Below are 24219 nucleotides of genomic sequence, written 5' to 3'. Positions count from 1 at the left end.
GGTCGTACGGTGTGGCGAGGCTCGATTTTGGTAAGCGAGCCGTTAGCGCTTGGTTCAACTACCGAATTTGGGTTTGCTCAGCGCCGCTTGGTTTAACTTTACGCGTCTTCGTTGGAACCTGCATTTCTCCATTTCGCCATCATTGGGCGAATACGAGTTAAGCATTGGCCGCGTCAAGCTATCTCCGAGGCGTGACTTATCCAGTTATGGGGCCAGTTGACTTAACTTTTCAGGTAGGGGCCCAAGCCTTACTCTCACGGAGAAGAACTACCATGATGTTCTTGGCCACACCAGCCAACGGACAATCGCTGTCCAAAGGGTACTACGCCGAGAGCGATAGTCCCGCTCACGTTTCCGAGCCTGTTGATTCAGGCAAAGAACCCTCGCCTTACGAACCCTTGAACGAAGACGTTGCCCGCCAGTTGGTGCAACTCTTCAAGCTTCTGGCCGACGAAACTCGGCTGAAGATCCTCAGCTACTTGCTGCAAGCTGGGGAGCTGAATGTTCGCTCGCTCTGCGACCTGCTCGACCAAAGCCAACCCGCAGTCAGCCATCACCTGGCACTGCTGAAGACTTGTGGCCTGATCGAATCGCGTCGCGATGGCAAGAACAACTTCTATCGCGTGATCCCCGAACAATTCGGCCGCTTTGCGGAAGTGTTGTTCCGCCGCGTCCCAGGCCTCGAAGACGACAAGATCGACTTCGGTGAAGCCATGATGGTACGACTAGAAACGGAAACGCCAGAGGTTGCCGCTGCCCGGTAAGAACCCTCACTCCTCAATACGAGGCTCGCAAGAAGGCTACCTGAACGTGTCCTCAGGTAGCCTTCTTTGTTTCTTGAGCCACTTCCAGGCTCTACTTCTGCTGTAACAGCTCTGCCACCAGCGGCTGTACGTCTTTGGCGTAGGTGAATTCGTCACCTTCACCGGTCGCGTTCTCGTTATCGAAACGCTTGACCAGCTTGCCATCTTTTCCGTAAACGTAAACGGCCGGGGGAGCACTCAGGTCGAGCTTCTTCAGCATCGCTTCCGAATCATCGGCGGCGATAATATTGTCGAACCGGGCATCGACGTGCTTCAAAATCCTCATGACCGCTTCAGTACTGTCTTCCGGCTTTTCACCCGCGACACCGATATAGTCGAGACTGACCGTCATGCACTTCACTTCGCTGGCCGGATACTCTTGCGACAGCTTCACCAGCCCAGGCAGTTCCCGAATGCAAGGTGGGCAATTGGTCGACCAATAGTCGACGACAACCACCTTGCCTCGGTACGACTCGATCAGCATCTGGATTCCGCTGGAATCCAGCACCTTCGTGGTCACCTCGGTCGAGGCAGGCTCTGGAGTCGAGGCGACTTCGACCGGCGAACTCATCCCTTCCGGAGACTCGGCATTGCAGCCACAAACGGCCGCCAAAAGTAAGATGGCATACCAATGGGATTTCATATCTCGCCCCGCCTTCCTCGATCAATTGTCCGCAGATTACGATAACCCCAAGGGATATCTACCAAACTCGTTTGTATCGTAGCGACTGGTCCCCAAGCAACCCAGTCCTGCCCAAGGCCGATCGACCATGGATTCCGATTTCGAACACCTTCGCCACAAGCCACCTACCGTGCTGGACAAGCCGCGCGACTTGATCGTCGCCTGCTGTCCGATGCGAAGCAACGTCAACGTTTCTCGAATTGTTCGAGCAGCATCGTGTTGCGCGGTCAGCAAGGTGATCGTATGCGGAAACGTGAAGATCGATCCGAAGATCGCCCGCGATGGCGCCGAGAAACTTCCGATCTCGAAACACCGTAGCCTCGCCCCTGTGCTCCGAGACTATAAAAAGGAAGGCTACACCCTGGTCGGTCTCGAGCAGACGACCAACTCGCACGACATTCACCACTTCGAGTTCGTCAGAAAAACGATCCTGGTGATCGGCAACGAACGCCTAGGTATCACCGAAGACATCTTGAGCCTGCTCGATGCGACCGTCGAGATTCCGGTTTATGGCATGCCTTACAGTTACAATGCCGCCACAGCGACCTGCATGGCGTTGTACGAGTTCTGCCGACAGTTTCCTGGCGGCTAGTAATCGAGACTCGCGCCGCCGTCGACTTCGATTCCCTGACCGGTGATGAAACTGGAGTCTTCGCTCGCCAGAAATAGTACGACGCGGCCGATCTCTTCAATCGAAGCCATCCGCCCGAGCACTTGCAGTTCGGCGATTTGCTGCAAGGCACTTTCCGGATTATCGAGCGTGTTCGCCCAGCGATGCATCATGGGGGTATCGACGTTACTGGGAAGAACCGCGTTAACGCGAATTCCTTCAGGCCCCAGTTCCAAGGCCAAGGCTTTCGTGAAGCTAAGTTGAGCCCCTTTCGTCGCCGCGTAGGCCGTCGAATCTTTCTGCCCGAGAACGGCCGTCATCGAGCTGATGTTGATGATCGTTCCTCGCGACGAACGCAAGTGAGGCAAGGCGAACTGACAGGCAAAGAAGGTGCTGTCGAAATTGATGGCGAAGGTTTCTCGCAACAGTTCCGGCGTCGATGTTTCCAGCGAAGTTGCCGGTGGATGATACCCCGCATTATTGACCAGGCAATCGATCCTTCCCCAGGCCCGGGACGATTCGTCGATCGCCTCGCGAAGTTCTTCACGCTGGGTCACATCGCACGGCACAAAGAACGCTCGACCAAGTCCGGCGGAGTTGATCTCGTCGATCAAAGAAGAGGCAGCTTCGCGATTCACATCCAAAATGGCAACATGAGCCCCTTCACGTGCCAGAATCTTAACACAGCCTGCCCCGATACCCTGAGCGCCGCCGGTGACCACCGCGACCTTCTCGTGCATTCGCATAACCAACCGCCCTGCCCTAGTCGAACTTGCCGGATCGTTTCTTTTGCCTGGCTGGCCAGTCTATCAGCGGACTTATCGAGACGCACGCCAAATCTTTTTCTACGGGTTGCATGGGCTAGGTGTTCATGACTTTTCTGAAGTTATCGCGAGCGATGACGGAAGCCCCCTGGAAGCATTGTGGCCCATCGATAATCGGACTACGATGCGGGTTCTCTATTGGTGAACAACAGCTTATCGTTTGAAAATCTCATGACGTTTCGCATCTCGCTGCTGCTATTCCTGTCTGCCTGGTTTGTGGGTTGTACCGGCCGTTCCGGCTCGAAGGACCTGCCAGAAATCAAGACGCCACCACTGTCGATTGCCATCGTCGGCGACCAAGCAATCGCCGAAACGATTCGCCGCGAACTGGCTGCCCGTAGCGAAGACGCCATCACAGTCGATGTCGTAACGACCGAAGTGCTGTTCAACGAAAAGCGATTCACGAAGGACATCTTGATTTACCCGCCAGCGATGATGGGCGACCTGATCGCACGCGACTGGATCGTTCCGGTTCCCAGTGCCACGTTGAATGGCGACATGGTGCAGATGCCCGATATTGCCCAGGGTATCGCCCACTCCGAACTTCGCTGGGGCGCCAAGCCCTACGCCCTTCCGCTCGGCAGCCCCGTCCTGATGCTGATGGCACGGACCGACATCTTGAAACAGTTCGACCTTCAAGTTCCACAAACCTGGGAAGAGTACGCCTCCGCAGTCGAGAAGATCCACAACAGCGAGTTTCTGAAGACGAACGACGTGATCGCCGCCGCCACGCTCGAGCCACTCGACGAAGCGTACGTGCCAAGTCTCTGGCTTGCCCGCAGTGCCTCGTACGTGAAGCATGGCGAGAACCTTTCGACCTACTTCGATTTCACCAGCGGCAAGGCCCGGATCGATACGCCTGGCTTCACTCGGGCCGCCAAAGAACTCGCCCAAATCGCGGCGACCATTCCAGACGAGTACAACTCGCTTGATCCGAAAGCCTCGGCCGAAGCCTTCCTTTCCGGCAAATCAGTGCTGGCCTTGGGTTGGATCTGCAAAGAAACGATCGTGGCTGATACCGTGCCGGACGACATCATCTTCGCTCCAATTCCCGGTTCGAAACAGACTTACCAAATCTCCAACGGCCAGTGGCTGTCTAGCCCAAGCGGTGAAGTCGTAAGCGTTCCGCTGCTTTCGACTTCAGGCCTGGTCGGCTCGGTATCCTCGTCCAGTGGACAGACAGTCAAAGCCGCAGACCTCTTGGCTTTGCTTACCAGCGCAGAGGTTTTGCCGTTGATTTCTCCTGCTTCTTCGCGAACCACTTTGTGCCGAATCTCCTCTTTACCAATGTCCGATGCGTGGATGCCGGGCAACCTGCCAGGGACAGCCCTACGGCAATACGCCCAGGTCTCGATGCAACAGCTTCAGTCGCCCAAGCACCTGTCGGCACTGCGAATCCCCGAGCGGGATGCCTATCGCCAGGTGGTCGCGGAAGCGATTCAGAAGACAATTGCCAGACCAGAAGATATCGACACCATTTGGAAAGAGGCGGCTTCCGAATGGGATTCGCTGTCCGAAAAACAGGGCATGCCAACGCACATTAAGTCGTTCCGCAACAGCCAGAGCATCGGCGAAAACGCCTTTTAACCAGATAGTTTTCCTTCAGCTTTCATCTGGACGACACCATTTCGCCAACCTAAAATTAAAACGATACCAAGGGGCTGTAGCTCAGCTGGGAGAGCGCTGCGTTCGCAATGCAGAGGTCGTGAGTTCAATCCTCATCAGCTCCACTTTTATTTTCCTTCCATCTCCTTCGGAAGGCATTCTTCAAGTGAGTCCGTTGGCTCACTTTATCGCGGCGACAGATTGGTTGTCTGGCATTTCAGCCTGAAATACGCATTCGCCGCGTCTCTCGCTTGGAAATTGCATGCACTGCTGACCGTCGCTGGGGACCAGGTCTTTCGACTTGCAACCACTGGGTTTTTCCGTGCAAACGAAACTGCATCTGGCGACTCTTTCATTTACCCGCGACAACGCGAGAGAAACGCTGCGGATAGCAGCAGGGCAGGATTCGGCACTTTGATATCGACAGCCGTAGTAACGGTCTCTTATCGTGCCTTGCAGAAGTGCTAGACGATACCTGAATTGAATTCGACACCCCAGGAAGATTCGCTGTCCCAAGTTCCAGTGCTGAATGCCACCCCAGGTCTTCACATAACAACGACAAGGACTGTTGTTTATGACCTACTTCGGAGTTTTCATTCCCAACGATCAACCACGTCACAAGCAGGCCCTTTTGGCATTTGCCGAGGGTTTGAGATCGCTCGACGTTCCCTGCTCGATCTTTCCGATAGAGGAAGGATATTCGCCGTGCGAAGTTGCCGTCACATTTGGCCTGGCAAGAACGATCCCCGACGCCAAATGTGGGAATAGCTCGATCGTTGCCCAGCACAAGTCAGCGTCGCGAACGGGACAGCATATCGTTGTCGAGGACGGGATCATCCATCGCGAGCACTACTTCACCGTTGGCTGGGGCGGGCCGGATAGACGCGTGAACTTTTGCAATTTGAATTGCCCGGCCGATCGCTGGGAGCTGCTGAAAGTTCGCGTGATGCCCTGGCGGAATACTGGCAAGCATGTCCTGCTTTGCGGTCAGATTCCCTGGGGCAGTTCGGTCCAGCATACCGACCACGCCCAGTGGTGCCGCGCGACCGCGATGCAACTGCGTTACCTGACCCGTCGCCCAATCGTCTTTCGACCGCATCCCTTGCACCGCGATGCAATCGACATGCGAAGTGTCGACGTGCAGATCTCAAACGCCCCTAGGTTGCAGGAAGATCTGTACGATGCCTGGGCGATGGTCACGTTCAACTCCAACGCCGGAGTCGAAGCAACCCTGGCCGGAATCCCGGTATTCGTCGCGGAAGATAGTGAGAACGGCGACGCAGTACTGAACCGTCGTCTGGAAGAGATCGAAACGCCGTCGATGCCTTCACGAAGCCAGTGGCTCTATAATCTGGCCTACACCCAGTGGACACCGACGGAAATCGCCGAAGGTCAGGCCCTCAAACACCTCCACCGAGGCGTCCTCGGCTCGACCGGCAATCTTTACCAATCGGCCAACCGCGTAAAAGAGATCAAGCCCGGGCAGCGTTGGGCTGGTTAGCGTGAAGATGGCTTCGTTGCATTAACTCATAGACTTCGTTAGATGCTGAAGCCGACCATGGTGTGTTGCTAGCAGGTCGAAGGCTGCTAGCACTTTGCTGGTTCGGCGAACTTCAGATTCGTTAGGCGGCCCGGGAACGTGGCACTTCGGCGTTGGCCTGATTTACAGCGCCGATGACATTTTCGTAACTCACCTCTTGGACGTTTGCCACTTTCAGCAAATGAGCACCAGCCCCCAAAGCGGCTTTCCAGCCAAATGGATTGTCTTCGACGACCAGACATTCATGAGGCATCACCCGAGCAAGCCGCATGGCCGTGGTATAAATCTCGGGAGCTGGCTTTGGCGAAACGACGTCATCGTTGCTGAGCGTGAAATCGAGAAACGGAGACAGACCAGCCAGGTCCATCATCAGATCGACGCTCGTTCGCACAGAATTCGAAGCGACACCTAGGACGTAACCATTCGCCTTCAGTGTGCTGAGCATTTCTACATGCTGCGGATCAGGTCGCAACAATTCACGGGCTAAACTCAACGTATACACTTGCTTCATCTGATTAATGAAACCATGTAGTGCAGTCGGCAGCGTCGTGCACTCAGAAAGCTGGCCTAGCTTGGTCTTCGTCGGGAGGCCATCGTAACGAGTCTCGTGGTCCACTCGGGGAATTGTGAAACCGAACAACTCGAGTGCCTGATTCAAAGCGTCGTAATGCCATTCTTTAGCATCAATCAGAACGCCGTCCATGTCGAAAACGATTGCTTTAATAGACATTGTCTAGACCGGGAATTTTTGAGGAAAGTCAGTACACAACATCAATTGACCTGCCGCCTCTTGAGTCGCTGAATCCAGCGAATTCAATCGATCTCGCAGTTCCACCAATTGATGCCACGTCGTCTCATAGTCTCGGCGATGAAGTTCGGGAGATACAACGCAGACATCCTGTCCTCGTTTCAAATGCTCCCAAATGTCGTCAACCGAAAACCACTGCCCTTGAAACGCATCCAGCCAAATACCAGGTGCGATATCAGTAATCGGTGTTAATGGTTCGTACTCACTGCGACGAGCGAAGTAGGTCATGCCACTTTGCCAATATGCCAGCAAGTCGGGAATTGCCATGTCAAAGCAGAAGTAATTCGTTACCTGGAATTGTTCAAGCAAGGCTTGAATCTGCTTTGCCATTCCATCGGCCTTGATATTCAAAGCCAGTGTGGATTTACATCCGAGAGCCTGGTACTGGGCGAGGAACTGCTCGAAAGTCTGTTCTTCCCCATTCGGCATGTCGTGGCTGATGACCAACGTTCCCTGGAAATCACGTATATCGGTCTCTACCCCAAACCCCGCCCGAAGTGCGGCTTCTAGGGCTTTCGGCTGATTACGTTCTTCCAATTGCTCCCAAAGCCCACGATGGGCGAGCAACTCGATAAAAGCCATGACATTCTTGCTCACGGTCAAACTTTGCACAGGTTCGTGCCCATAGGTATCAAAGTCGGCAATTTCTCTCAATGTCGAAATTGCGATAAATCAACCGTCGGCCCGAATTGCCGTTGGCTGACGAGGCCAATTGAAGTATTTTGCTGCGATCGAAAATCAAATCGATTTATTTGCGGAATTCCGCACGCGGATTGTGCTTTGGAAAACCAGGCATTACTGGTTTAATCGGCTCCTCGCACATCAATTTAAATTGAGTCGCACAGGACTGCACAAAACATGCAGACGCATCGTCTAGAAGATATGAAGGGGGGTTGGATCGTCGGGGACTTCAATCCAACGATCTTGCCTACCAAAGAACTAGAAGTGGCCATCAAGACCTATGCGGCTGGCGACAAAGAACCCAAACACCATCATAAGATCGCTGAAGAAATCACGGTGATTGCCTCTGGGAAGGTCGTGATGTGTGATCAAGTCATTGAAGCGGGAACTATCGTTCAACTCGAACCAGGGGAGTCCACTGCGTTCGAGGCTCTCGAGCCAACAATCACCGTTGTCGTAAAACGCCCAAGCGTACCCGGCGACAAATACCTTGATTAAATAAATCAGTCACAACGCGAAAGGAATCGCAAGTGTTAAATATTGTCGTTCCCATGGCGGGCCGAGGGAGCCGTTTTGCGAAAGAGGGTTTCAAGCTCCCGAAACCACTGATCGATGTACGCGGCGTCCCGATGATCCAGCTTGCAATGAGCAATCTTCGCCCGAATCGCCCGCATCGATTTGTGTTTCTCTGCCTGCAAGACCACTTGGAGCAATATCCGACCGAGCAGATCCTGCGAAGCATTGATCCCAATTGTGAAATCGTCCCTGTCGAAGGTGTCACCCAGGGGGCCGCTTGCACCGTCCTGCTCGCGAAGGGTCTGATTGACTCTGACGATTCCTTGATGGTCGTCAATAGTGATCAATGGGTTGATCTGGACGTGAACGCTTACCTTGATGCCTTATCCGAGTCTAATGCGGATGGGCTGATCATGACGATGAGCGCCGACGATCCCAAGTGGTCTTTTGTTCGCATGAACAAAGAAGGTGCAATTCTCGAAGTCGCCGAGAAACAAGTTATCTCGAATGAAGCTACCGTCGGGATCTACAACTTCCAACACGGTCGAGATTTCGTTGCCGCTGCGGAAGAGATGATCGTTCGCGACTTGCGAGTCAACAACGAGTTTTATCTGGCCCCGGCTTACAACATCATGATTGAGCAGGGAAAGAAAATCGTCCCGTTCAACATTGGTACCGTAGGCAATGGCATGCACGGACTTGGCACTCCTGAAGACTTGAAGAAGTTTCTTAAGAACGATGCCTGCGAAAAAGCCCTTGCTGCAGTAACCAAACCATCACGAACTGCCGCTGCATAATACTTTCGGGAACAAAAATAGTGCGTCTGGAACTTCATATCCAGACGCACTTTATCCCTTCTCCTCTTACGACCCTGCTCCCGGAGTGTAACGTGTTCTCAATCTTACGACGTTCCGCAAGCTCTGGTAACTCAGAGCACTTCATGCGAACCCTTCGCCAGTTAGAACGCTCAGACTCACTTTCGCTCGAAGATTTCCGAGAGCTCCTGCAGGTCGTTTTACGTCTGGCCGAGAAGGATGTGAACCGAGAGGCGTACTTGGGCATTCGCCAGATCAATGCTGCTCAAGACGCCATCATCAAAAATATGCTAACGACGATAGTCAACCATCAGGAGTTCCTGCTGTTGGACATCGGAGCGCATGATGGATGGTTCCTCGATCGAATCGCCAATTTCCAAAAGAACTTGCACGTTATCGCCTTCGAGCCCAATCCGGCAATGACCGCAAACCTTCAAGCCCGTCAAAGTGTATTTGACGACCTGACTGTAATTCCCAAAGCAGTAGGCGATGCACCTGGTCAATTGTCGCTTCGGGTCTATCCTCAATGCGATGGCCTCAGCTCGCTCTTGCCTTTTGAGGAAGGCTACCACTACCTCGGCGAGTGGTTCGACGACAAGACGTTCCATCTGCATGATGTGGAAGTCATCCGCATTGATGACTTTCTCGCAGAAACCCCTGCGACGGAAGTGTTTCCACAGGTCGCGTTGAAGATTGACGTCCAAGGATTCGAAGACAAGGTGCTTGCTGGTGCAGATAAGCTGCTTCAGAGTGGAAGAGTAAAGACGATCCTTATCGAACTTGTTACCGAAGCAAAGTACGAAGGGTCGGCAGACCTGTTGGAGTTGCTGAACCAACTTAAAGGCTACGGTTTTGTCGTTTACGACATCAATCCGTTCTATCGCGAGCACAAGCGAATCTTCCAAGAACGTCCAATTGGCCGGCTTACCGAGTTGGACTGCCTGCTAGTCCACACTGATTACTTGGCTCAGCTCTAGACCCCCCAATTTGTTTACGCGTGGAGCGATCATGCAACTCCAACCCCCGCACCTCGAAGAACAACTGCTAGACCTGGTCAAGAACAACCAGAACCATTTCTGGGTCGGTCAGCATCCACCGTTTGACTTCGCGACGGCAAACATCACCGATAGTATTAATTTCCGATTGACGCCGGGACATCACCACCGTTACGACGTTGTCTGGTGCTATGAACTGGACCCTGCCACTCTCGTGGGGAATCAATACGAACTTCTATTTGACGAGTTGCTACGACTCATTGGCGAAGAAGGGAAACTGGTCGTTCGATACTCGCAGAGCGAACACTTCACTGTCATCCGCCTCAAACATTTCCTTGGTCGGCGATATAACACTGAAATATCCATTGAATCCGAATCACAACACAATGGTGTTTTCACGACGGTGTTCGCCGTCAAGCGTTTGAACCTGGATCAATACCGAAGAACAGACTGGTCGCTGGCGATCATTACGCAAGGAACCCGTGTTGAGAACGTCGTCCGCTTTCTTGAAAGCGTCCGCAGCGCCGATCCAAATTTCTCGCACGAGATCATTGTCTGTGGGCCGGAAAATGAAGCGTACGAGAAGTACCAGGTACGTTACCACTCGGGCCCCGCGAATGGTCGGCCTTATAGAGACAAACTCGCGGAAATCTCTCGCAAGAAGAACGATCTCGCGGAAATCGCTACTGGTGCCAACCTACTAATTATCCACGATAGGTACGTCCTTGACGAAGGTTTCTTCGACGGTTTTGATCGATATGGTTATGACTTCGATTTCCTCGCTGTCTTGCAGCAATATGAATGTGGCAGTCATTTTCCAGCCTACGTCGGGATGATTGGACCAGAACTCACCTGGCAGGTCCCGTTGGTTTGTGAAGACTACAACCAAATTCATCCCAACCAATTTCTAAATGGTGGCTTTCTGATTGCGAAGACCGAAACCTTACGAGCGGTCCGCTTCAACGACATGCTACTTTGGAATCAAGCAGAAGATATGGAGCTGTCCTACACGTTCCGTTTGCATAGCCTCCCACCTCGAATGAATTGCTTCTCGCGAGCCACGACTTTGGGTATCACACCAGAATACACCAAGACATTCGTCCCCTTCCCCAAAGCACCCTCCAAGGCGATTATCTCGTTCAAGAACATCCTCAAGGACTCGGGCCGGAAGATTGAACGACGACTTCGCCCTTACCTGCGGAAGCTGAAGAAGCGTTCCGCATAGCTCCGACCAAGTGCGATTGAAAGGCCCGGACATTCGGGCGAGCATCATGTTAAACGAATGGAATAGGCGTAGATGAAAATGAAGAACCGAATTGCATTAATCTGCGAGCCGTTGTTCATGTATCACCACGTCGGTGTTCGCAATTATATCTATTCGTTGGCGCGGCTTCTTTCAACAAATTCCCATGTTGATTTCGTATCCTACTACCGTTCGCCAACAGGTGCCCTCAACTGGTATCGCCTGACGCCGCAAAATCCCAACCAACTATGGGGAAACACATCCGCCGAGGATCTATCCTTTTCAGGAACACCTCAGAAGATCCTAACTCAGTTCGATGCTACCGACCATCAAAGCGGTGCCCACGGTGCGGCCACGTTCTATAAGTCACACATTGGCCCAGACCTGCAGGTGGAGAACTACGACCTGGGAATTATCACGACACCATGGCTCGTCGAATTTACGCACCGCCTTCCCATGAAACAACTCGTCGGTATCGTCTACGACATGGTACCGAACACCTATGTTTTCGCCCGAGAAGAGAAGCCATACGACTTTGCCGCCCGTCATTGCCAGGGCTTTGTTTACTATCGCGATCACTGCGACGCGATCCTGACAATCAGCGAACAAGTCGCCTCTTCATTCCAAGAGACTTTTAGAATCCCAGAAGGACGTGTCACCGGCCTTCCGCCGCTGCTACCATCGTCTTATCACCGGATACCTGTCGCGGAAAATAAGCGTGATGCCCAAGTGATTCTGGCTTCGCCTTTCGATCTTCGAAAGGGATTGAAAGTCATGCCTGCGATCCTCAACCAAGCCAAATCCAAAATCGAAAAGCTCGTCATTTATGGCGGCGTTCGCTGCGCACCGAAAGATGTGTACGAGTTCTTTGAAGACCTGCAGGTTGAGTCCGTCGTCTGGTATCCGAACGCATCTTCGGCCATTACCCATCAACTGTTCCGGGAATCAAAGGCATTGCTCTTCCCTTCCTTTGACGAAGGACTAGGTCTGCCGATTCTCGAAGCCCAGGCACACGGTTGTCGGGTCATGGTTCGTGATAAGCGACCGATGTGCGATCTCACCGGCCCAGGCGCCGAATTCCTGGCGGACGATGTCGCTGAGAATGGCAAGATTCTGGAGGCAATGATCGATGAGCCATTTGATCACCAAAGCCTTCAGCGGTGGACCGTGGACGCATTCAGCACAGTTCACGTACTCAAGACTTTATGCGCTGCCCTGGGGGATCATAATCCCAAGATTAACACAAGTGCCGCGATTCAACTGGCTGCTGCCTAAAAGCGCTCGATTGCATCGGCAGTCTAAGCTAAAACAAAGAAAGGTCCTGGTCTCACATTCGTGGGACCAGGACCTTTTCTACTTCTTGAATAATCGTCCGTCTTGCTTTAGCTTCCGGTGGCTTCCAGTTGCTTTTGCAGGTCTTTGACTTTCTCTTCTAGCGACTCGCTCGACTTTTCGAGTTCTTTGAGTTGCTTGCGGAGTTCGACGATCTCGGCTGGTTTCAGGTTGCGATCTTTGTCGAGGGCCGTGATGGCTCCTTCCGCTGCTTTCGAGAGTTCTTCGTCATTCGACGTTTCGGCAAACGACTGCAGGATGGGCTTGGCTTCCTTCACGCCGAGTTGCCCCAGGGCGATGATCGCGGCCTTTTGGATGTCGGTGCGTGGATCGTTGACGAACGGCGTGACGACGTCCATCGTCTTGCGGCTTTGTTCTTCGTCGTCGCTCAACAGAGCCAGGCCTGAGAGCAACTTTACGACACCGCGGTTGGTGTAGTTGTCAGAATTCGACTTCAGCTCTGCGGTGATGTCGGCGACGTACTCCGGCGAACCGCTGGCAATCATCGCTTCCACCGCCGATTCAGCGATTTCGTTGCGGAACGATTCCTTCTTTAACGCGGCTCGCAAATACTGACCAACAGCCGGGTCCGAGTACTTCGCCATGCCAGCAATCCAGGCCGATTCGATGGCTGGATTCTTTTCCTTCTGGGCACCGGCAATCAACTGATCGACCATTTCCGGCTGATAGCCACGCACCAGGCTCTTCACCACCTCCAGGCGAACGCGTGCGTCCTCCTGAGCGGGAACCTGCTGCAGTGCCTGGCGAGCGTCCTCGTTACCGATCTTGCCAAGGGCCTGGGCGGCCTCGACACGCACGCCGTAGAACGGATCCGATTCCAACGCCTTGGCGATCGCTTCGATTCCTTTGTTCGTCTTCTTCTTGGCCAAGGCTTCGATCGCAAAGATACGACCGATGGCACGCTTCGAGTTTTCGAGTTCCGCCAACCACAACTCTTCTGGCTTCTCGAAGTCGACAGTCGCCAGCAGGGTGTACTCAGGGTCGAACTGCACCATGGTCGGCTTCGATGGAAGCGAAACGTAGAACTCGCTCTTCGGACCGGTAATGTCTTCGGTGTGCAGGACGACTTCGCCATCGCAAAGGAAAGCGAACGTCGCTGGGAAGTGGAACATCATCACGTCGTCTTCGACCTTGTGGGTCTGCTCGAGCGTGATCTTGGCCAGCGATAGCTTCGGATCGAAGCGATAGCGAATCTTCACATCTGGGTGGCGACCATGATAAACCCATTGATCGAAGAATCGATCGAACGTTCGACCACTGGTTTCTTCGATGGCGGCCTGAAGCTCAGGCGTGGTCACGGTGGTTAAACCATGGCGTGCCAGGTAAGCCTGGATCGCCTGACGAAACATGTCGTCGCCGAGTTGGCTTCGCAGCATATGCAGAACCCAGCTCCCTTTCGGATAAGCTCGGAAGTCGAACTGGTCACCTGCGTTCGAATAACGCTTCCAGACAATCGGACGATGGTCCCGGACACCACTCGATAGAACTCGGTTCTTGGCGTCTTTGTACAAGCCGTACAGCGTGGCATCGCGGCCAAACTTTGAGCCTTCGTAAAGGTGCGTGTAATAGGTTGCAAAACCTTCGTTTAGCCAAAGATGGCTCCAGTCTTCACAGGTCACATAGTCACCGAACCACTGGTGGGCCAGTTCGTGAGCGTCGAGACCGCGCGACGAACGGATGTTTTCCGTAGCCGACGAAAAGATCGTGTTGTGCGTCAGCGTGGTGATGGTTGTGTTTTCCATCCCACCGGCCAGGAAGTCGCGGATGGTGGCCTGATCGTACTTGTGCCAAGGGTAAGGAACGCCAATCTCTTCCTGATAAAACTTCATGATCGAAGCCGTATCCTGGAACGAATTGGCCGCGTACTTCGACAGCGTTGGCTGGCTGTAATAACCGAGGGCAATGTCGCCTGCCTTGTCTTCCAGCTTGTCAAAGTAGCCTGCGACGACGCAGATCAAATAGTTCACGTGCGGCTTGTCTTGCAGCCAGTGGACCGACTTCAGCTTGGTGTCGGGATTGACGCTATCCCCCAGCAGGCGACCGTTCGAGACGACTGTCATTTCTAAAGGAACGTGGCAGATGACTTCGGTCGTCGACTTTTCGTTCGGGTAGTCGAAGCAAGGGAACCACTGCCGGGCATAGTGCGACTCACCTTGGGTCCAGCAGTGGGTGTCTTCTTCGGGGTAGCCCAGTTCAGCCGTTCGAAAGTAGAAACCACCTTTCGGTTCGCAATGATGTTCGATGCTAACCCACGCTTCCTGACCCACCGGAATCGGCTTTTCAAAGGCGATCGTCAGGTCGGAGGTGGTGCTTTCAAAATCGGCAACCGGCGAAGAACCTTCGACCTTGTTGATCGTCAGTTCGACTGCGTCGAGCTTCAAGCTTTCCAGCGGCTTACGCAGGGGAACAAATCGAATGGTCGTCGTTCCACCGACGGTTCGCTTCTTGAAATCAGGCGTGATGTCCAGCTTGATATGCTCAATATCCACTTCACGAATCGGGGCGTAATGCGGCCCGTCGTTCCCAAGGTCGACCCCAAACGCAACTCGCGCGGCGGCCGACTCGCAATAGCGACAAGTACAAAAAGCTTCTTCAGCCAAAGCAATCGACTGAACCATCGGCGCCGCCAGAATCACGGCCGCCACAATAAGAGCGCGGAAAATAGATTTCATATCGAATCGACTTAGAGGATTAGTGCGGAAGCGCTACAAGCATGCGTCTTACTACCGCAGGCCCGTCGATTTAGTGCGCTTTTTCGTAGATGGACAAGTCCAGCCTAATCATCTTTCTGGTCAGGGGAAAGGAGTCCGTACTGCTCGCACTTCTTTTTTACGGTAGTTCGATGGATACCCAAAACTCTTGCAATTGCTAAATATTGTCCATCACACTGTTGGAGCAACTCTTGCAGCATCTCTTTCTCGGCCAAAGCCTGGAAACGTGCCCACAAATTCTCCGAATCCCCCACCGATAGCCGGTTCCGGGTCCATGCTCCGATCTCGCGAGCCAGATTCTCTTCGATGCTCCCTTCGTCGTCGCTCCGATCGAACCAGGCCTTCGACACCGCCGCAGGCAGATGCTCGACTTCAATGACGCCGCTTCGCGCCAGAATGTGAGCATGCTCGATTGCGTTCCGCAGTTCGCGAACGTTCCCATACCATGGTCGCCCCTGCAGTTCTTCCATTGCAGCCGCCGAAATCCGAAGCGGCTTGCCATACTCTTTCTCAAGCAAATTGAGGAAATGATGCACCAATGGCGGAACGTCTTCGCGGCGGTCACGCAGTGGTGGCAGATCGATACGAAACGTATTCAGTCGGAACAGCAAGTCATGGCGAAACGTTCCTTGTTTGACGCATTCCGATAAGTCTTGATGCGACGCACAGACGATGCGGAAGTCGGTCTTTTCGCCGACCGCGCCACCAACGGGAACCACTTCTCGCTGTTCGAGGGCTCGTAGCAGCTTGGCCTGGGTCGGCAACGGAATCTCGGCGACCTCGTCCAGAAACAACGTTCCGCCGTTGGCCAATTGCAGGAAGCCGCGTTTGTCTTGAATCGCATTAGTGAACGCTCCGCGCACGTGGCCGAACAGTTCGCTCTCGATTAGCGAAGGTGCGAGCGAAGCAATGTTCACGGCGACAAAGGGACGTTCGTGACGAGGGCCATAACGATGGATGGCCTGAGCAACAAGTTCCTTGCCCGTTCCGCTTTCCCCCTGAATCAAGATCGGGGCGACACTACTGGCTGCGAGGGCAACTCGTTTGAATACCTCTTGCATCGACGAAGATGTACCGACGAGATCGGCCGAGACGCTTGCCGGGCGAACCTCGGTAATTTCCGATTGCTGAGTCAGTGCCCGATCGATGACCGTTTGGATATCTTCGACCGAGAACGGTTTGACCAGGTAGTCGAACGTTCCTTGGCGAACTGCTTCAACGGCAACTTCCAGATCGCCGAACGCGGTGATCAGAACCACGGGCGTGTCAGGGACAATCGACTTGACCTTCGGAAGCGCTTCCAGCCCCGACATCCCCGGCAGGCGGACATCGAGAAACATCAGGTCAGGGCGAGATTCTTGGAGCAGGTCGAGTCCTTGCTCAGCGGTCGAAGCGACTCGCACTTCGTGGCCGAGCTTGGTACCAAGCTTTTCAATTGCCCAGCAGACGCTTGATTCGTCGTCAATTACGTGGATATTCGCCATAGAGGGACCGCTATTTCGATTCGGCACGAGGAAGGGTGATTTGAAAACACGTTTTCTCGTCGACTCGGTACCACTCTATCGTTCCCCCGTGCAGCTCGACGATCTCCCGAACGACTGGCAAGCCAAGGCCGGTCCCTTCCTGTTTGGTGGTGACCAGCGGCTCGAACAGTTGTTCGGCGATATTCGGAGACGGGCCCATTCCCTCGTCGCATATTCGAATTGTAATCCAATTTTCCCGTTCATGGGGAGCCGCTTCAATATCCAGTCCGCCCGGATCGCCGCCTCCCTGCCCTTCCCCAACGCGAATCGCATGGGCGGCCAGCATCGCTTCGATGCCGTTGAGCAGCAGGTTCATCAGGCAGGTCTGCAGCAGCACAAAGTCGCCAGGAATCGTCGCGTCGCTGGGCAACGTGATCGATTGCCGAATCGTCAGGCTATGATGCTGGGCCTGCGGGGCGACCATCGAAACCGTGTTCTCGATCAACTGCGGCACATTGATCGACTTGCGTTCGATCTGCTGCTTGCGACCCAGCCGAAGCATCGACTGAACCATATGCTCGACCATCGCCATCTGCCGCTGAGCGACCTCCAGGCTTTCGCAGTTGGGAATATTGCAGTCGAGGCGATGCAGCCCCAACGCCATTTGTCCGCCGGTCATGGCATTGCGTATCTGATGCGAGAACCCGGCACCAATTTGCCCTAATACCTGGGCCCGTTCCATTGTGCGGACCTTGGTCTCGTAGCTCTGCAGTTGCTGCGACATCTGATTGATCGCGAGCGAAAGGTCGCGGAGCTCGTCTTTCGTGTTCCCTGGTGGCACCTCGACAAAGTCCCCTTCGGCGATTCGCCCGACCTGCTTTTGCAAACGAGCGATCGGGCGTGTAATGCGTGCGGCCAGAAACGACGCGACCAGCAGCATCGGCCCGACCGCGACCAGCCCCAAAAGCATCAGCGGCCAGAACGACTGGGCGACACGGCGATCGTAATTTCGTTTGGGGAACAGAAGGTGGACCGTCACCTCGCCACTGCCTGTAAAGCGCGAGCGAGTCGTGCTGTGGAAGTACGATTGGCCGTCGATCTCGATCACTTCCGAAAGGTCGACGACGCCTGGCTTTTCTTTGGTGACCAGCAGCGGCAATTCTTCAGGAGACACTTTGGTGGTCGAGCGAAGCAACTTCCCCTGGCTGTCGGTTACGGCCAATTCGGTTCCGGTCAGCCCTTGGATTTGCTCCAGCACCGGTTGTGAGAGGGGAAAACGAACGTCCGCCAGTTGCTGGCTGATGGCGACCAGCCGGGCCTCCACTTCTTCTCCCGTTTCGACCTGGGCATACCACAGATTCAGCAGCGAAAGCGCGAAGACGGTAACCAGCGTCCAGAACGCCAGCGGCAAGGTTACCTGATAAATCAACGGCCAACGCATCGTGGCTTTCACCAGCAGGGAAGCAGGAAGATTGCTGAAAACTTGCCCTAGATGCTAAAACCAGGGCCCCAAACCCTTTATTATAGTTCGTAGTTGAATTTCCGTCGTTCCATTCCCCTTGGTGCCGCCGATGGCAACGGTTTTCATTCCGGCTCAATGGCGCGATTTGACCGACCAGCAAAGTCGCGTCGAAATCGACGCCCCTTCCCTGCGAGAGCTGGTCGACCAGCTTGATCGGCGGTTTCCGGGAATTCATACTCGTTTGTGCCAGGGAGATGCCGTCCGACCCTCGATTCAAATCTCGGTCGATGGCATCCTCACCTCCCGCAACCTCCGCACGCCACTCACCTCGGAAAACGAAGTCCATTTCCTTCCCGCAATTGGCGGAGGATAGACCTGGCCACCACCCCTCACCATTTCCCACCTTCAGGAAAACTGACCATGCGATCCCTTTTCTCGCTAACCCTTCTTTGTGCTCTCCCCTGCCTGGCGATGGCAGGCCCGCCGGAAAACTTCCGCGTTCAAGTTCTCGGCGTCGATGCGAACGAAGGGTGCGATGTGGCTGACTTCGATGGCGACGGCAAGCTCGACGTCGTCGCGGGTCGTAACTGGTACCGCAACGGCGATTGGCTTCCTCGTCCGGTTCGCCTGATTGAAGATGCCAACGGGTACGTTCATTCCAACGGCGACTTCGCTATGGACGTCAACGGCGATGGCAAAGTGGACGTTGTCGCGGGCGACTTCTTCCAGGGCAAAGTCAATTGGTTCGAGAACCCCGGCAACCCTGGCCTGACGCAAGGTTACCTCTGGAAAGAACACAACCTGATCGACACCAAGCTGACCACCAACGAAGCAACCATCATGGCCGACCTGGATGGTGATGGTGTCGCCGAGTGGATCACGAACCAATGGAATCCATCGAACCCACTGCTCGCTTGTCGCTTCGACAAAACCGAGAAGGGCGAACCGAAACTGGTCTCGTTCAAGATCGGTGGTCAGAACGGCCATGGCATCGGCGTGGGCGACATTAACAATGACGGCCGCATCGATATCCTGGTGGGGCAAGGTTGGTACGAAGGGCCTGAGCAAGGACCATTCTCCGGCGAGTGGACTTTCCACGCCGATTGGAATGAAGGCCTTCCTTGCCCAATGCTGGTGACCGACGTCAACGGCGACGGCAAGAACGACATCATCGCCAGCAAGGCGCATGGTTTCGGCCTGTGGGTTTGGCTCGGACAAGGCGTCGACAAAGATGGCAAGCTCGCCTTCGAACAGAAGATGATCGACGACACCTTTAGCCAGGCACACTGCCTCCATCTGGCCGACTTGGATGGTGACGGCAAAGAGGAACTGATCACCGGCAAACGCGTTCGTGCCCACAACGGCAACGATCCTGGTGGCAAAGAACCGCCCGTGGTCAGCTACTACAAGTGGGATGGCGAAGGCAACTTCACCCGCCACTTCGTCAACCGAGGCGAAGTCGGCATCGGCCTGCAAATTCGCACCGCGGATATCGACGGCGATGGCGACATCGATATCGTCGTCGCAGGCAAGGATGGTACGCAGATCTTGTACAATCCGTTGAAGGACTAGTGCGAAACTCGCACGGGCAATTGCTCTTGGGGGGCCTGATTACAGGAACTTGGCCAACGGGCCCCCTGCGGCTGCCATCGCATCGATTTTTGCGGTGACCGCTGGATCTTCGATCAGTGGCGGTGCATTCCAAGGCTTCAGCCGGGCATCGATGATCAGCGAACCCTCGCAGCCCCAATGCTTCTGACGCGTCGAACTGCCGATCCCATGCACATCGGCAGCCGGATTGCTGCGGGTAAACGTCACCCACAGCAAGTTATCGAGCGACTTCGCGGCGAAGTCGCTGTCGTCGACCACCAGGATCAGCGGAAACTGGTTGATCGGATCGCTGCTGGAAAACGCTCCGGCGAAACGTTCGATGGCTGGCTCCACCTCTTGATGCGCCGCCGTATATTTCGGTCCGCAAACCGCTAACACGCCCGGCATCGCCACCTTCGGCGTATGGAAACCATCGGGCAGATTCAATCCCAACGGCAGTTCGGTCGATAGCTCTCGAATCGGTGGCCCCACCGCAGCGATGATCGCCTTCGATCCATGATTGAACTCACCACTCGAATAATCGAGCGTATCGATGGTGGTCTCGGTGAGGAAATGAATATCGCGGCGCCAGTTCACGCGTCGCAGCATGTGCAGCAGGAACGGTGCGATCTCGTGCAGATTCAGATCCGGAGCGTCCTGTTCGGCAGAGATCCACAGATACTTGGCCAGCGACATCTGACCTTGTCCAAGAATCGCCGAGGCCTGGGTCATCAACTCTTTGGGACGTCGTCGTTCTTCGTACGGTACGTAGCGTTCGCTACCGATCGCAAGCAGCAGCGGATGCACCCCGGCAACATCGACCGCGTGCACTTCTTTCACGCCTGGCAGCACGGTGGGAATGACCGGTCCGGTGATCTCGTGAATCAGTTCACCGAACGTCGTGTCTTCCTGTGGAGGTCGCCCAACGACGGTGAATGGCCAGATCGCTCCGTTGCGATGATAGACCTTCTCGACACGCATCGTCGGGAAAGGATGCTTCAAACTGTAATAACCCAGGTGATCGCCAAACGGGCCTTCCGGCTTTTCTTCGCCAGCGTGGATAGTCCCTTGAATGCAGAAGTCGGCTTCGGCGTAGATTGGCAGATCTGAACGCGACGTTGCCATCTGAATTCGATGTCCGGCCAAGGCGCCTGCGAAACCAAGTTCCGACAAACCTTCCGGCAGCGGCATCACGGCCGACAAGGTCATCGATGGCGTGCCACCGACAAAGATGTTCACTCGCAGCGGTTCTCCCTTGGCAATCGCGGCGGCATGATGCACCCCGATCCCGCGATGGATCTGATAGTGCAGGCCAACTTCGCCAAAGGGATTGAACTGATTACCCGCCAACTGAACGCGGTACATCCCAAGGTTCGAGTGCGCGAGCCCGCCGCTGCGTGGATCTTCGGTGTAGACCTGCGGCAAGGTTACGTACGGGCCGCCATCGTCCGGCCACGAAACCAACTGCGGTAACTCACTCAGCGGGATTTCATTTTGAAAGATCGCCCCACCGCGAACCTTTTTCGGCAGCATCGACAGGGCCCCCAGCGGAGCCCTGGCATAGCGAAAAGGCGACTTGAACAGTTGATTCGGATCGATCTTCAATTCGATCAGCCGACGAACCGTTTCGAGCGTATCGCGAAAGATGAACCGAGCCCGTTCGATCGAACCGAACAAGTTGCCAAGCATCGGAAACTTGCATCGCTGGACGTTCGTGAACAGAACCGCTGGGCCACCATTGGCATAGATACGACGCTGAATCTCGGCAATTTCGAGTCGCGCATCGACTGGCGCATCGACCACCACCAGGTGACCATGCCGTTTCAAGTCGTCCACGCATGCTTTGAGAGTTCGATAACCCATCGTCTTGGGATCCATCACAGCGGGAACTCCCGGCAGCGCAGGGAATTCCGCAGATTGAATATCAATCGGAAACCAAGGAAGTTACCGCGAACCCAGGCCGGTCGCAACCGACCTTAGCCGTCTGGAGCAGACCGACGGATTAACCGTGGTCGTGATCGTGAGCGCTACCGGGACCGTGAGCATGGCCATGGTCGAGCTCTTCCGGAGTGGCATCGCGAACTTCGAGGACGGTGATCTCGAAGAAAAGTGTCTCGTCGGCGAGTTCGTGATTTCCGTCGACAATCACGACTTCGTCACGGATTTCGACCACGGTCACCAGGACCTGATCATCCTCGGTTTCCAGAACAAACTGAGTGCCGACTTCCACTTCGCCAAGTTCACCGAACTGGTCTTTGTCCAGTTCCCAGACCAGGTCGTCGTCGAAGGCGCCATAGCCTTCTTCCGGAGGAATGACGACCTCGAAGCTTTCGCCAGAATCGCGATTATCCAGAGCCTTTTCCATGCCGGGAATCAAGTTTCCGATACCATGCAGATAGGCCAAAGGCTCGGAGGCATCGGCAGCGTCGAGGACGTTACCTTCCGCGTCTTTCAGCGTGTAAGCAATGGAAACAACCGTATTCTTGGCAACTTTCATCGAATTATCCCAGGCAATGCCATGAAGGCCCTACGAATCAATGGGGCGCGATGTCCTCAGCATACTGCGCGAGGGGGTTGGGCTCAATCTCGGCTCATAGGAAAGTCGAGGGAGAAACCGTAGGATTACTAGCAAAGGCCCCTGTCATGCGTAACATCCTTCCCGGAAAGCTCTGGATTGCCAATGCCCGTCAAGTCCGCGACATCCGAAGCGTGCTGGCAGAAGGGGTCACGGCAATCATCGACCTGGCGATGGAAGAGCCTCCCATCGCCTTTCCGCGAGACATCTTGTATGCCCGCTTTCCACTACTCGATGGAAGCGGAAACGAGCGGGCGGTTCTCAATTGTTCGGTGCTCTCGCTCGTCGAACTGATCCAAGACGAACGCCCTACCGTGGTTGCTTGTAGCGGCGGCATGAGTCGTTCGCCAATCATTACGGCGGCAGCTCTCGCCCAGGTCAATAAGATCTCCCTCGAGTCTGCCGTCCAGCAAGTCACCGCGAGCGGCCCACACGATCTTTCGCCTGGCCTGTTGTCGGAAGTCGCGATGACCTTTCCGGACGCGTCCTATCTCGCCTCTCGCCCAAACTTGTTGGTCATTCGCACCAGCGAGCCAAGTCGACTTGTCGCATTTTATGAACAACTGGGGCTTACGTTTCAAGAAGAACGTCACGGCTCTGGTCCCTTGCATTGGTCAACCACGGTCGAACAGTTTGTCTTCGAGATCTATCCCCGAACAGAAGGGACCGTTGAAAAGCCGACGACGAGCATTGGATTCAACGTGGTCGAAGTCGACAATCTGCTTGCTGGGCTGACCGCGAGCGGAACCGATATTGTCCGGCAACCGGAATCGATGGAATGGGGCCGTCAGGCAATCGTTCGCGATCCGGACGGAAGAACAGTCATTCTTGTTCAGCCGGAACAGTTCGCTTGAACGACTTTAAGTAGGTCCACATCGCGTCATTGTGCTGCGTCGACCATTGATGCCCGATCCCTGGCACTTCGGTCATCTGACAGTGTACCCCAGACGCCGCGAGTGACTCGGCATCCTCTCGCATCGCTTCGCAAACGAGATCTTCCGTCCCGGCAATCATGAACAGCGGCGGCATCGTCGCATCGAGTTTCATTCCACGCGGCACACTCGCGGAGTGCACCACCGCCGCCGCAATCTCGTCTGGTCGCTGCTTTGCCAAGGCATAGACAAAGATCGCTCCCTGCGACATTCCCATGACATAGATACGATCGCGGTCGACCGGCACCTTACGGGCAACATCATTCACCAGATGATCGAAAAACTTTATATCGCGAGACGTCGCCTCGGCATCATCGTCCGTAGCCGGGATCTGCCACATCTTTCCTCCGGAATCAGGCACGGCCAACACAAAGCCTTCCTTCACCGCGAGCCGATCCCACTGCGAATACTGCATGAACGAATCGGCGGAATCACCGATCCCATGCCAGGCAATCACCAGCGGCAGCCCCCTGGACGTGTCCAAAGGCACCCTCAATTGAAAACGTCGCACCTCGTCGTCGACAGTTAAAGTCTGCGTCGGCAATTGCGGTGGTGAGTCAAACTGACAACCAACGACCGCGGCGGTGATGATCAGCAGGAGAATGGTCTTGCCCATGCGTAGCCGTAACGAGAATACCGATTGAACACATCGTATCGATAGAAAGTTGGCCGATTATACCTGTCAGCCTACCTCGAACGAATAAGCATGACCACGAATTGGTCAATCGCGATGCGTCAGCCCCTTGAATGGCTGAAACGAGGCTGATCGCTGCATGAAAAGTGACTAGAGACACAAACACTACTTACAAAATACTAAACATTTTTTCACAATCACCGCAACTTCATAAGTCGCCCCAACTTCCCCTCGAAACGGGTTCAACCGTTTGAAAAAGCTTAACGATGAGAGCCTTTTAGCATGCCCGGGGGAGATCGCTACTTGAGCGAAAACCGCGAGTTTTACGGCTCGGTAAAGAGATTTGTATCACCTTAACATAACGGTCAGGCTGTGTC

Annotated in this window: 22 protein-coding genes and 1 tRNA gene; 13 read left to right on the top strand and 10 right to left on the bottom strand. The window is 54.6% G+C overall.

All coding sequences use genetic code 11. The features are described from left to right. Positions 1 to 272 precede the first annotated feature (272 nt). Positions 273 to 764 carry a metalloregulator ArsR/SmtB family transcription factor gene (locus AB1L30_RS04485; RefSeq protein ID WP_367012212.1) on the top strand — a complete coding sequence of 164 codons (492 nt, stop codon included), beginning with the start codon at positions 273 to 275 and terminating at the stop codon, positions 762 to 764. Positions 765 to 855: 91 nt separating this feature from the next. Here the strand turns inward: AB1L30_RS04485 and AB1L30_RS04480 are convergent, their stop codons facing one another. After that, complete coding sequence (locus AB1L30_RS04480; RefSeq protein ID WP_367012211.1) at positions 856 to 1446, bottom strand: TlpA disulfide reductase family protein; 591 nt, start codon at positions 1444 to 1446, stop codon at positions 856 to 858. Positions 1447 to 1573: 127 nt separating this feature from the next. Between AB1L30_RS04480 and AB1L30_RS04475 the strand changes: the two genes are divergently transcribed. Beyond that, positions 1574 to 2077, top strand: coding sequence for an RNA methyltransferase (locus AB1L30_RS04475; protein WP_367012210.1), 504 nt, complete (start codon positions 1574 to 1576; stop codon positions 2075 to 2077). Here the strand turns inward: AB1L30_RS04475 and AB1L30_RS04470 are convergent. Further along, entirely contained in the window at positions 2074 to 2841 is a 768-nt protein-coding gene (locus AB1L30_RS04470; RefSeq protein ID WP_367012209.1) for an SDR family NAD(P)-dependent oxidoreductase, read from the bottom strand. The two genes, AB1L30_RS04475 and AB1L30_RS04470, sit on opposite strands and share 4 nt — an antisense overlap. Positions 2842 to 3090: 249 nt before the next feature. Between AB1L30_RS04470 and AB1L30_RS04465 the strand changes: the two genes are divergently transcribed. The 3 genes from AB1L30_RS04465 (at position 3091) to AB1L30_RS04455 (ending at position 6025) form a co-directional block, all read left to right on the top strand. Then, complete coding sequence (locus tag AB1L30_RS04465) at positions 3091 to 4506, top strand: extracellular solute-binding protein (protein ID WP_367012208.1); 1416 nt, start codon at positions 3091 to 3093, stop codon at positions 4504 to 4506. A gap of 70 nt (positions 4507 to 4576) precedes the next feature. Then, positions 4577 to 4649: transfer RNA gene (locus AB1L30_RS04460), tRNA-Ala, on the top strand. Positions 4650 to 5098: 449 nt separating this feature from the next. Next, complete coding sequence (locus AB1L30_RS04455; RefSeq protein WP_367012206.1) at positions 5099 to 6025, top strand: hypothetical protein; 927 nt, start codon at positions 5099 to 5101, stop codon at positions 6023 to 6025. 121 nt (positions 6026 to 6146) lie between these two features. Here AB1L30_RS04455 and AB1L30_RS04450 read toward each other — a convergent pair whose 3' ends face one another. Together AB1L30_RS04450 and AB1L30_RS04445 are read right to left on the bottom strand one after the other, a co-directional pair. Continuing rightward, positions 6147 to 6794 (bottom strand): HAD family phosphatase, encoded by a 648-nt coding sequence (locus AB1L30_RS04450; protein ID WP_367012204.1) that lies wholly within the window; start codon positions 6792 to 6794, stop codon positions 6147 to 6149. A gap of 3 nt (positions 6795 to 6797) precedes the next feature. Beyond that, positions 6798 to 7469: a hypothetical protein gene (locus AB1L30_RS04445; RefSeq protein ID WP_367012203.1), complete on the bottom strand. Its 672-nt coding sequence runs from the start codon at positions 7467 to 7469 to the stop codon at positions 6798 to 6800. 261 nt (positions 7470 to 7730) lie between these two features. Here AB1L30_RS04445 and AB1L30_RS04440 point away from each other — a divergent pair, with 261 nt between their 5' ends. From AB1L30_RS04440 to AB1L30_RS04420, 5 genes are all read left to right on the top strand, one after another. Next, positions 7731 to 8051, top strand: a complete 321-nt coding sequence (locus AB1L30_RS04440; protein WP_367012201.1) for a hypothetical protein — start codon at positions 7731 to 7733, stop codon at positions 8049 to 8051. A 53-nt stretch (positions 8052 to 8104) separates the two neighbouring features. After that, entirely contained in the window at positions 8105 to 8866 is a 762-nt protein-coding gene (locus AB1L30_RS04435) for a glycosyltransferase family 2 protein (RefSeq protein WP_367012292.1), read from the top strand. Positions 8867 to 9009: 143 nt separating this feature from the next. Then, on the top strand, positions 9010 to 9861 hold the full coding sequence (locus tag AB1L30_RS04430; protein WP_367012199.1) for an FkbM family methyltransferase: 852 nt from the start codon (positions 9010 to 9012) through the stop codon (positions 9859 to 9861). Between the two features lie 31 nt (positions 9862 to 9892). Next, positions 9893 to 11104 carry a hypothetical protein gene (locus tag AB1L30_RS04425; protein WP_367012197.1) on the top strand — a complete coding sequence of 404 codons (1212 nt, stop codon included), beginning with the start codon at positions 9893 to 9895 and terminating at the stop codon, positions 11102 to 11104. A 72-nt stretch (positions 11105 to 11176) separates the two neighbouring features. Continuing rightward, on the top strand, positions 11177 to 12397 hold the full coding sequence (locus AB1L30_RS04420) for a glycosyltransferase (RefSeq protein ID WP_367012196.1): 1221 nt from the start codon (positions 11177 to 11179) through the stop codon (positions 12395 to 12397). Positions 12398 to 12504: 107 nt separating this feature from the next. Here AB1L30_RS04420 and AB1L30_RS04415 read toward each other — a convergent pair whose 3' ends face one another. From AB1L30_RS04415 to AB1L30_RS04405, 3 genes are all read right to left on the bottom strand, one after another. Then, complete coding sequence (locus AB1L30_RS04415) at positions 12505 to 15147, bottom strand: M1 family aminopeptidase (protein ID WP_367012195.1); 2643 nt, start codon at positions 15145 to 15147, stop codon at positions 12505 to 12507. A 104-nt stretch (positions 15148 to 15251) separates the two neighbouring features. Next, positions 15252 to 16670: a sigma-54 dependent transcriptional regulator gene (locus tag AB1L30_RS04410; RefSeq protein ID WP_367012194.1), complete on the bottom strand. Its 1419-nt coding sequence runs from the start codon at positions 16668 to 16670 to the stop codon at positions 15252 to 15254. Between the two features lie 10 nt (positions 16671 to 16680). Then, complete coding sequence (locus tag AB1L30_RS04405; RefSeq protein WP_367012193.1) at positions 16681 to 18090, bottom strand: HAMP domain-containing sensor histidine kinase; 1410 nt, start codon at positions 18088 to 18090, stop codon at positions 16681 to 16683. A gap of 130 nt (positions 18091 to 18220) precedes the next feature. Between AB1L30_RS04405 and AB1L30_RS04400 the strand changes: the two genes are divergently transcribed. Continuing rightward, a complete protein-coding gene (locus tag AB1L30_RS04400; protein ID WP_367012191.1) occupies positions 18221 to 18484 on the top strand; it encodes a MoaD/ThiS family protein in 264 nt (87 codons plus the stop codon). Between the two features lie 47 nt (positions 18485 to 18531). Then, positions 18532 to 19683 (top strand): VCBS repeat-containing protein, encoded by a 1152-nt coding sequence (locus tag AB1L30_RS04395; RefSeq protein WP_367012190.1) that lies wholly within the window; start codon positions 18532 to 18534, stop codon positions 19681 to 19683. A gap of 39 nt (positions 19684 to 19722) precedes the next feature. On the opposite strand, the gene AB1L30_RS04390 is transcribed toward AB1L30_RS04395, so the two are convergent. Beyond that, a complete protein-coding gene (locus AB1L30_RS04390) occupies positions 19723 to 21564 on the bottom strand; it encodes a UbiD family decarboxylase (protein WP_367012189.1) in 1842 nt (613 codons plus the stop codon). Positions 21565 to 21703: 139 nt separating this feature from the next. Further along, positions 21704 to 22198 (bottom strand): peptidylprolyl isomerase, encoded by a 495-nt coding sequence (locus tag AB1L30_RS04385; protein WP_367012188.1) that lies wholly within the window; start codon positions 22196 to 22198, stop codon positions 21704 to 21706. A 146-nt stretch (positions 22199 to 22344) separates the two neighbouring features. Here AB1L30_RS04385 and AB1L30_RS04380 point away from each other — a divergent pair, with 146 nt between their 5' ends. Continuing rightward, positions 22345 to 23130: a VOC family protein gene (locus tag AB1L30_RS04380; protein ID WP_367012187.1), complete on the top strand. Its 786-nt coding sequence runs from the start codon at positions 22345 to 22347 to the stop codon at positions 23128 to 23130. On the opposite strand, the gene AB1L30_RS04375 is transcribed toward AB1L30_RS04380, so the two are convergent. Then, entirely contained in the window at positions 23099 to 23824 is a 726-nt protein-coding gene (locus tag AB1L30_RS04375; protein ID WP_367012186.1) for a PHB depolymerase family esterase, read from the bottom strand. The two genes, AB1L30_RS04380 and AB1L30_RS04375, sit on opposite strands and share 32 nt — an antisense overlap. Positions 23825 to 24219: the final 395 nt, after the last annotated feature.

Source organism: Bremerella sp. JC817 (assembly GCF_040718835.1).
GTDB lineage: Bacteria > Planctomycetota > Planctomycetia > Pirellulales > Pirellulaceae > Bremerella.
This window is presented reverse-complemented; position numbering and strand designations above follow the sequence as displayed.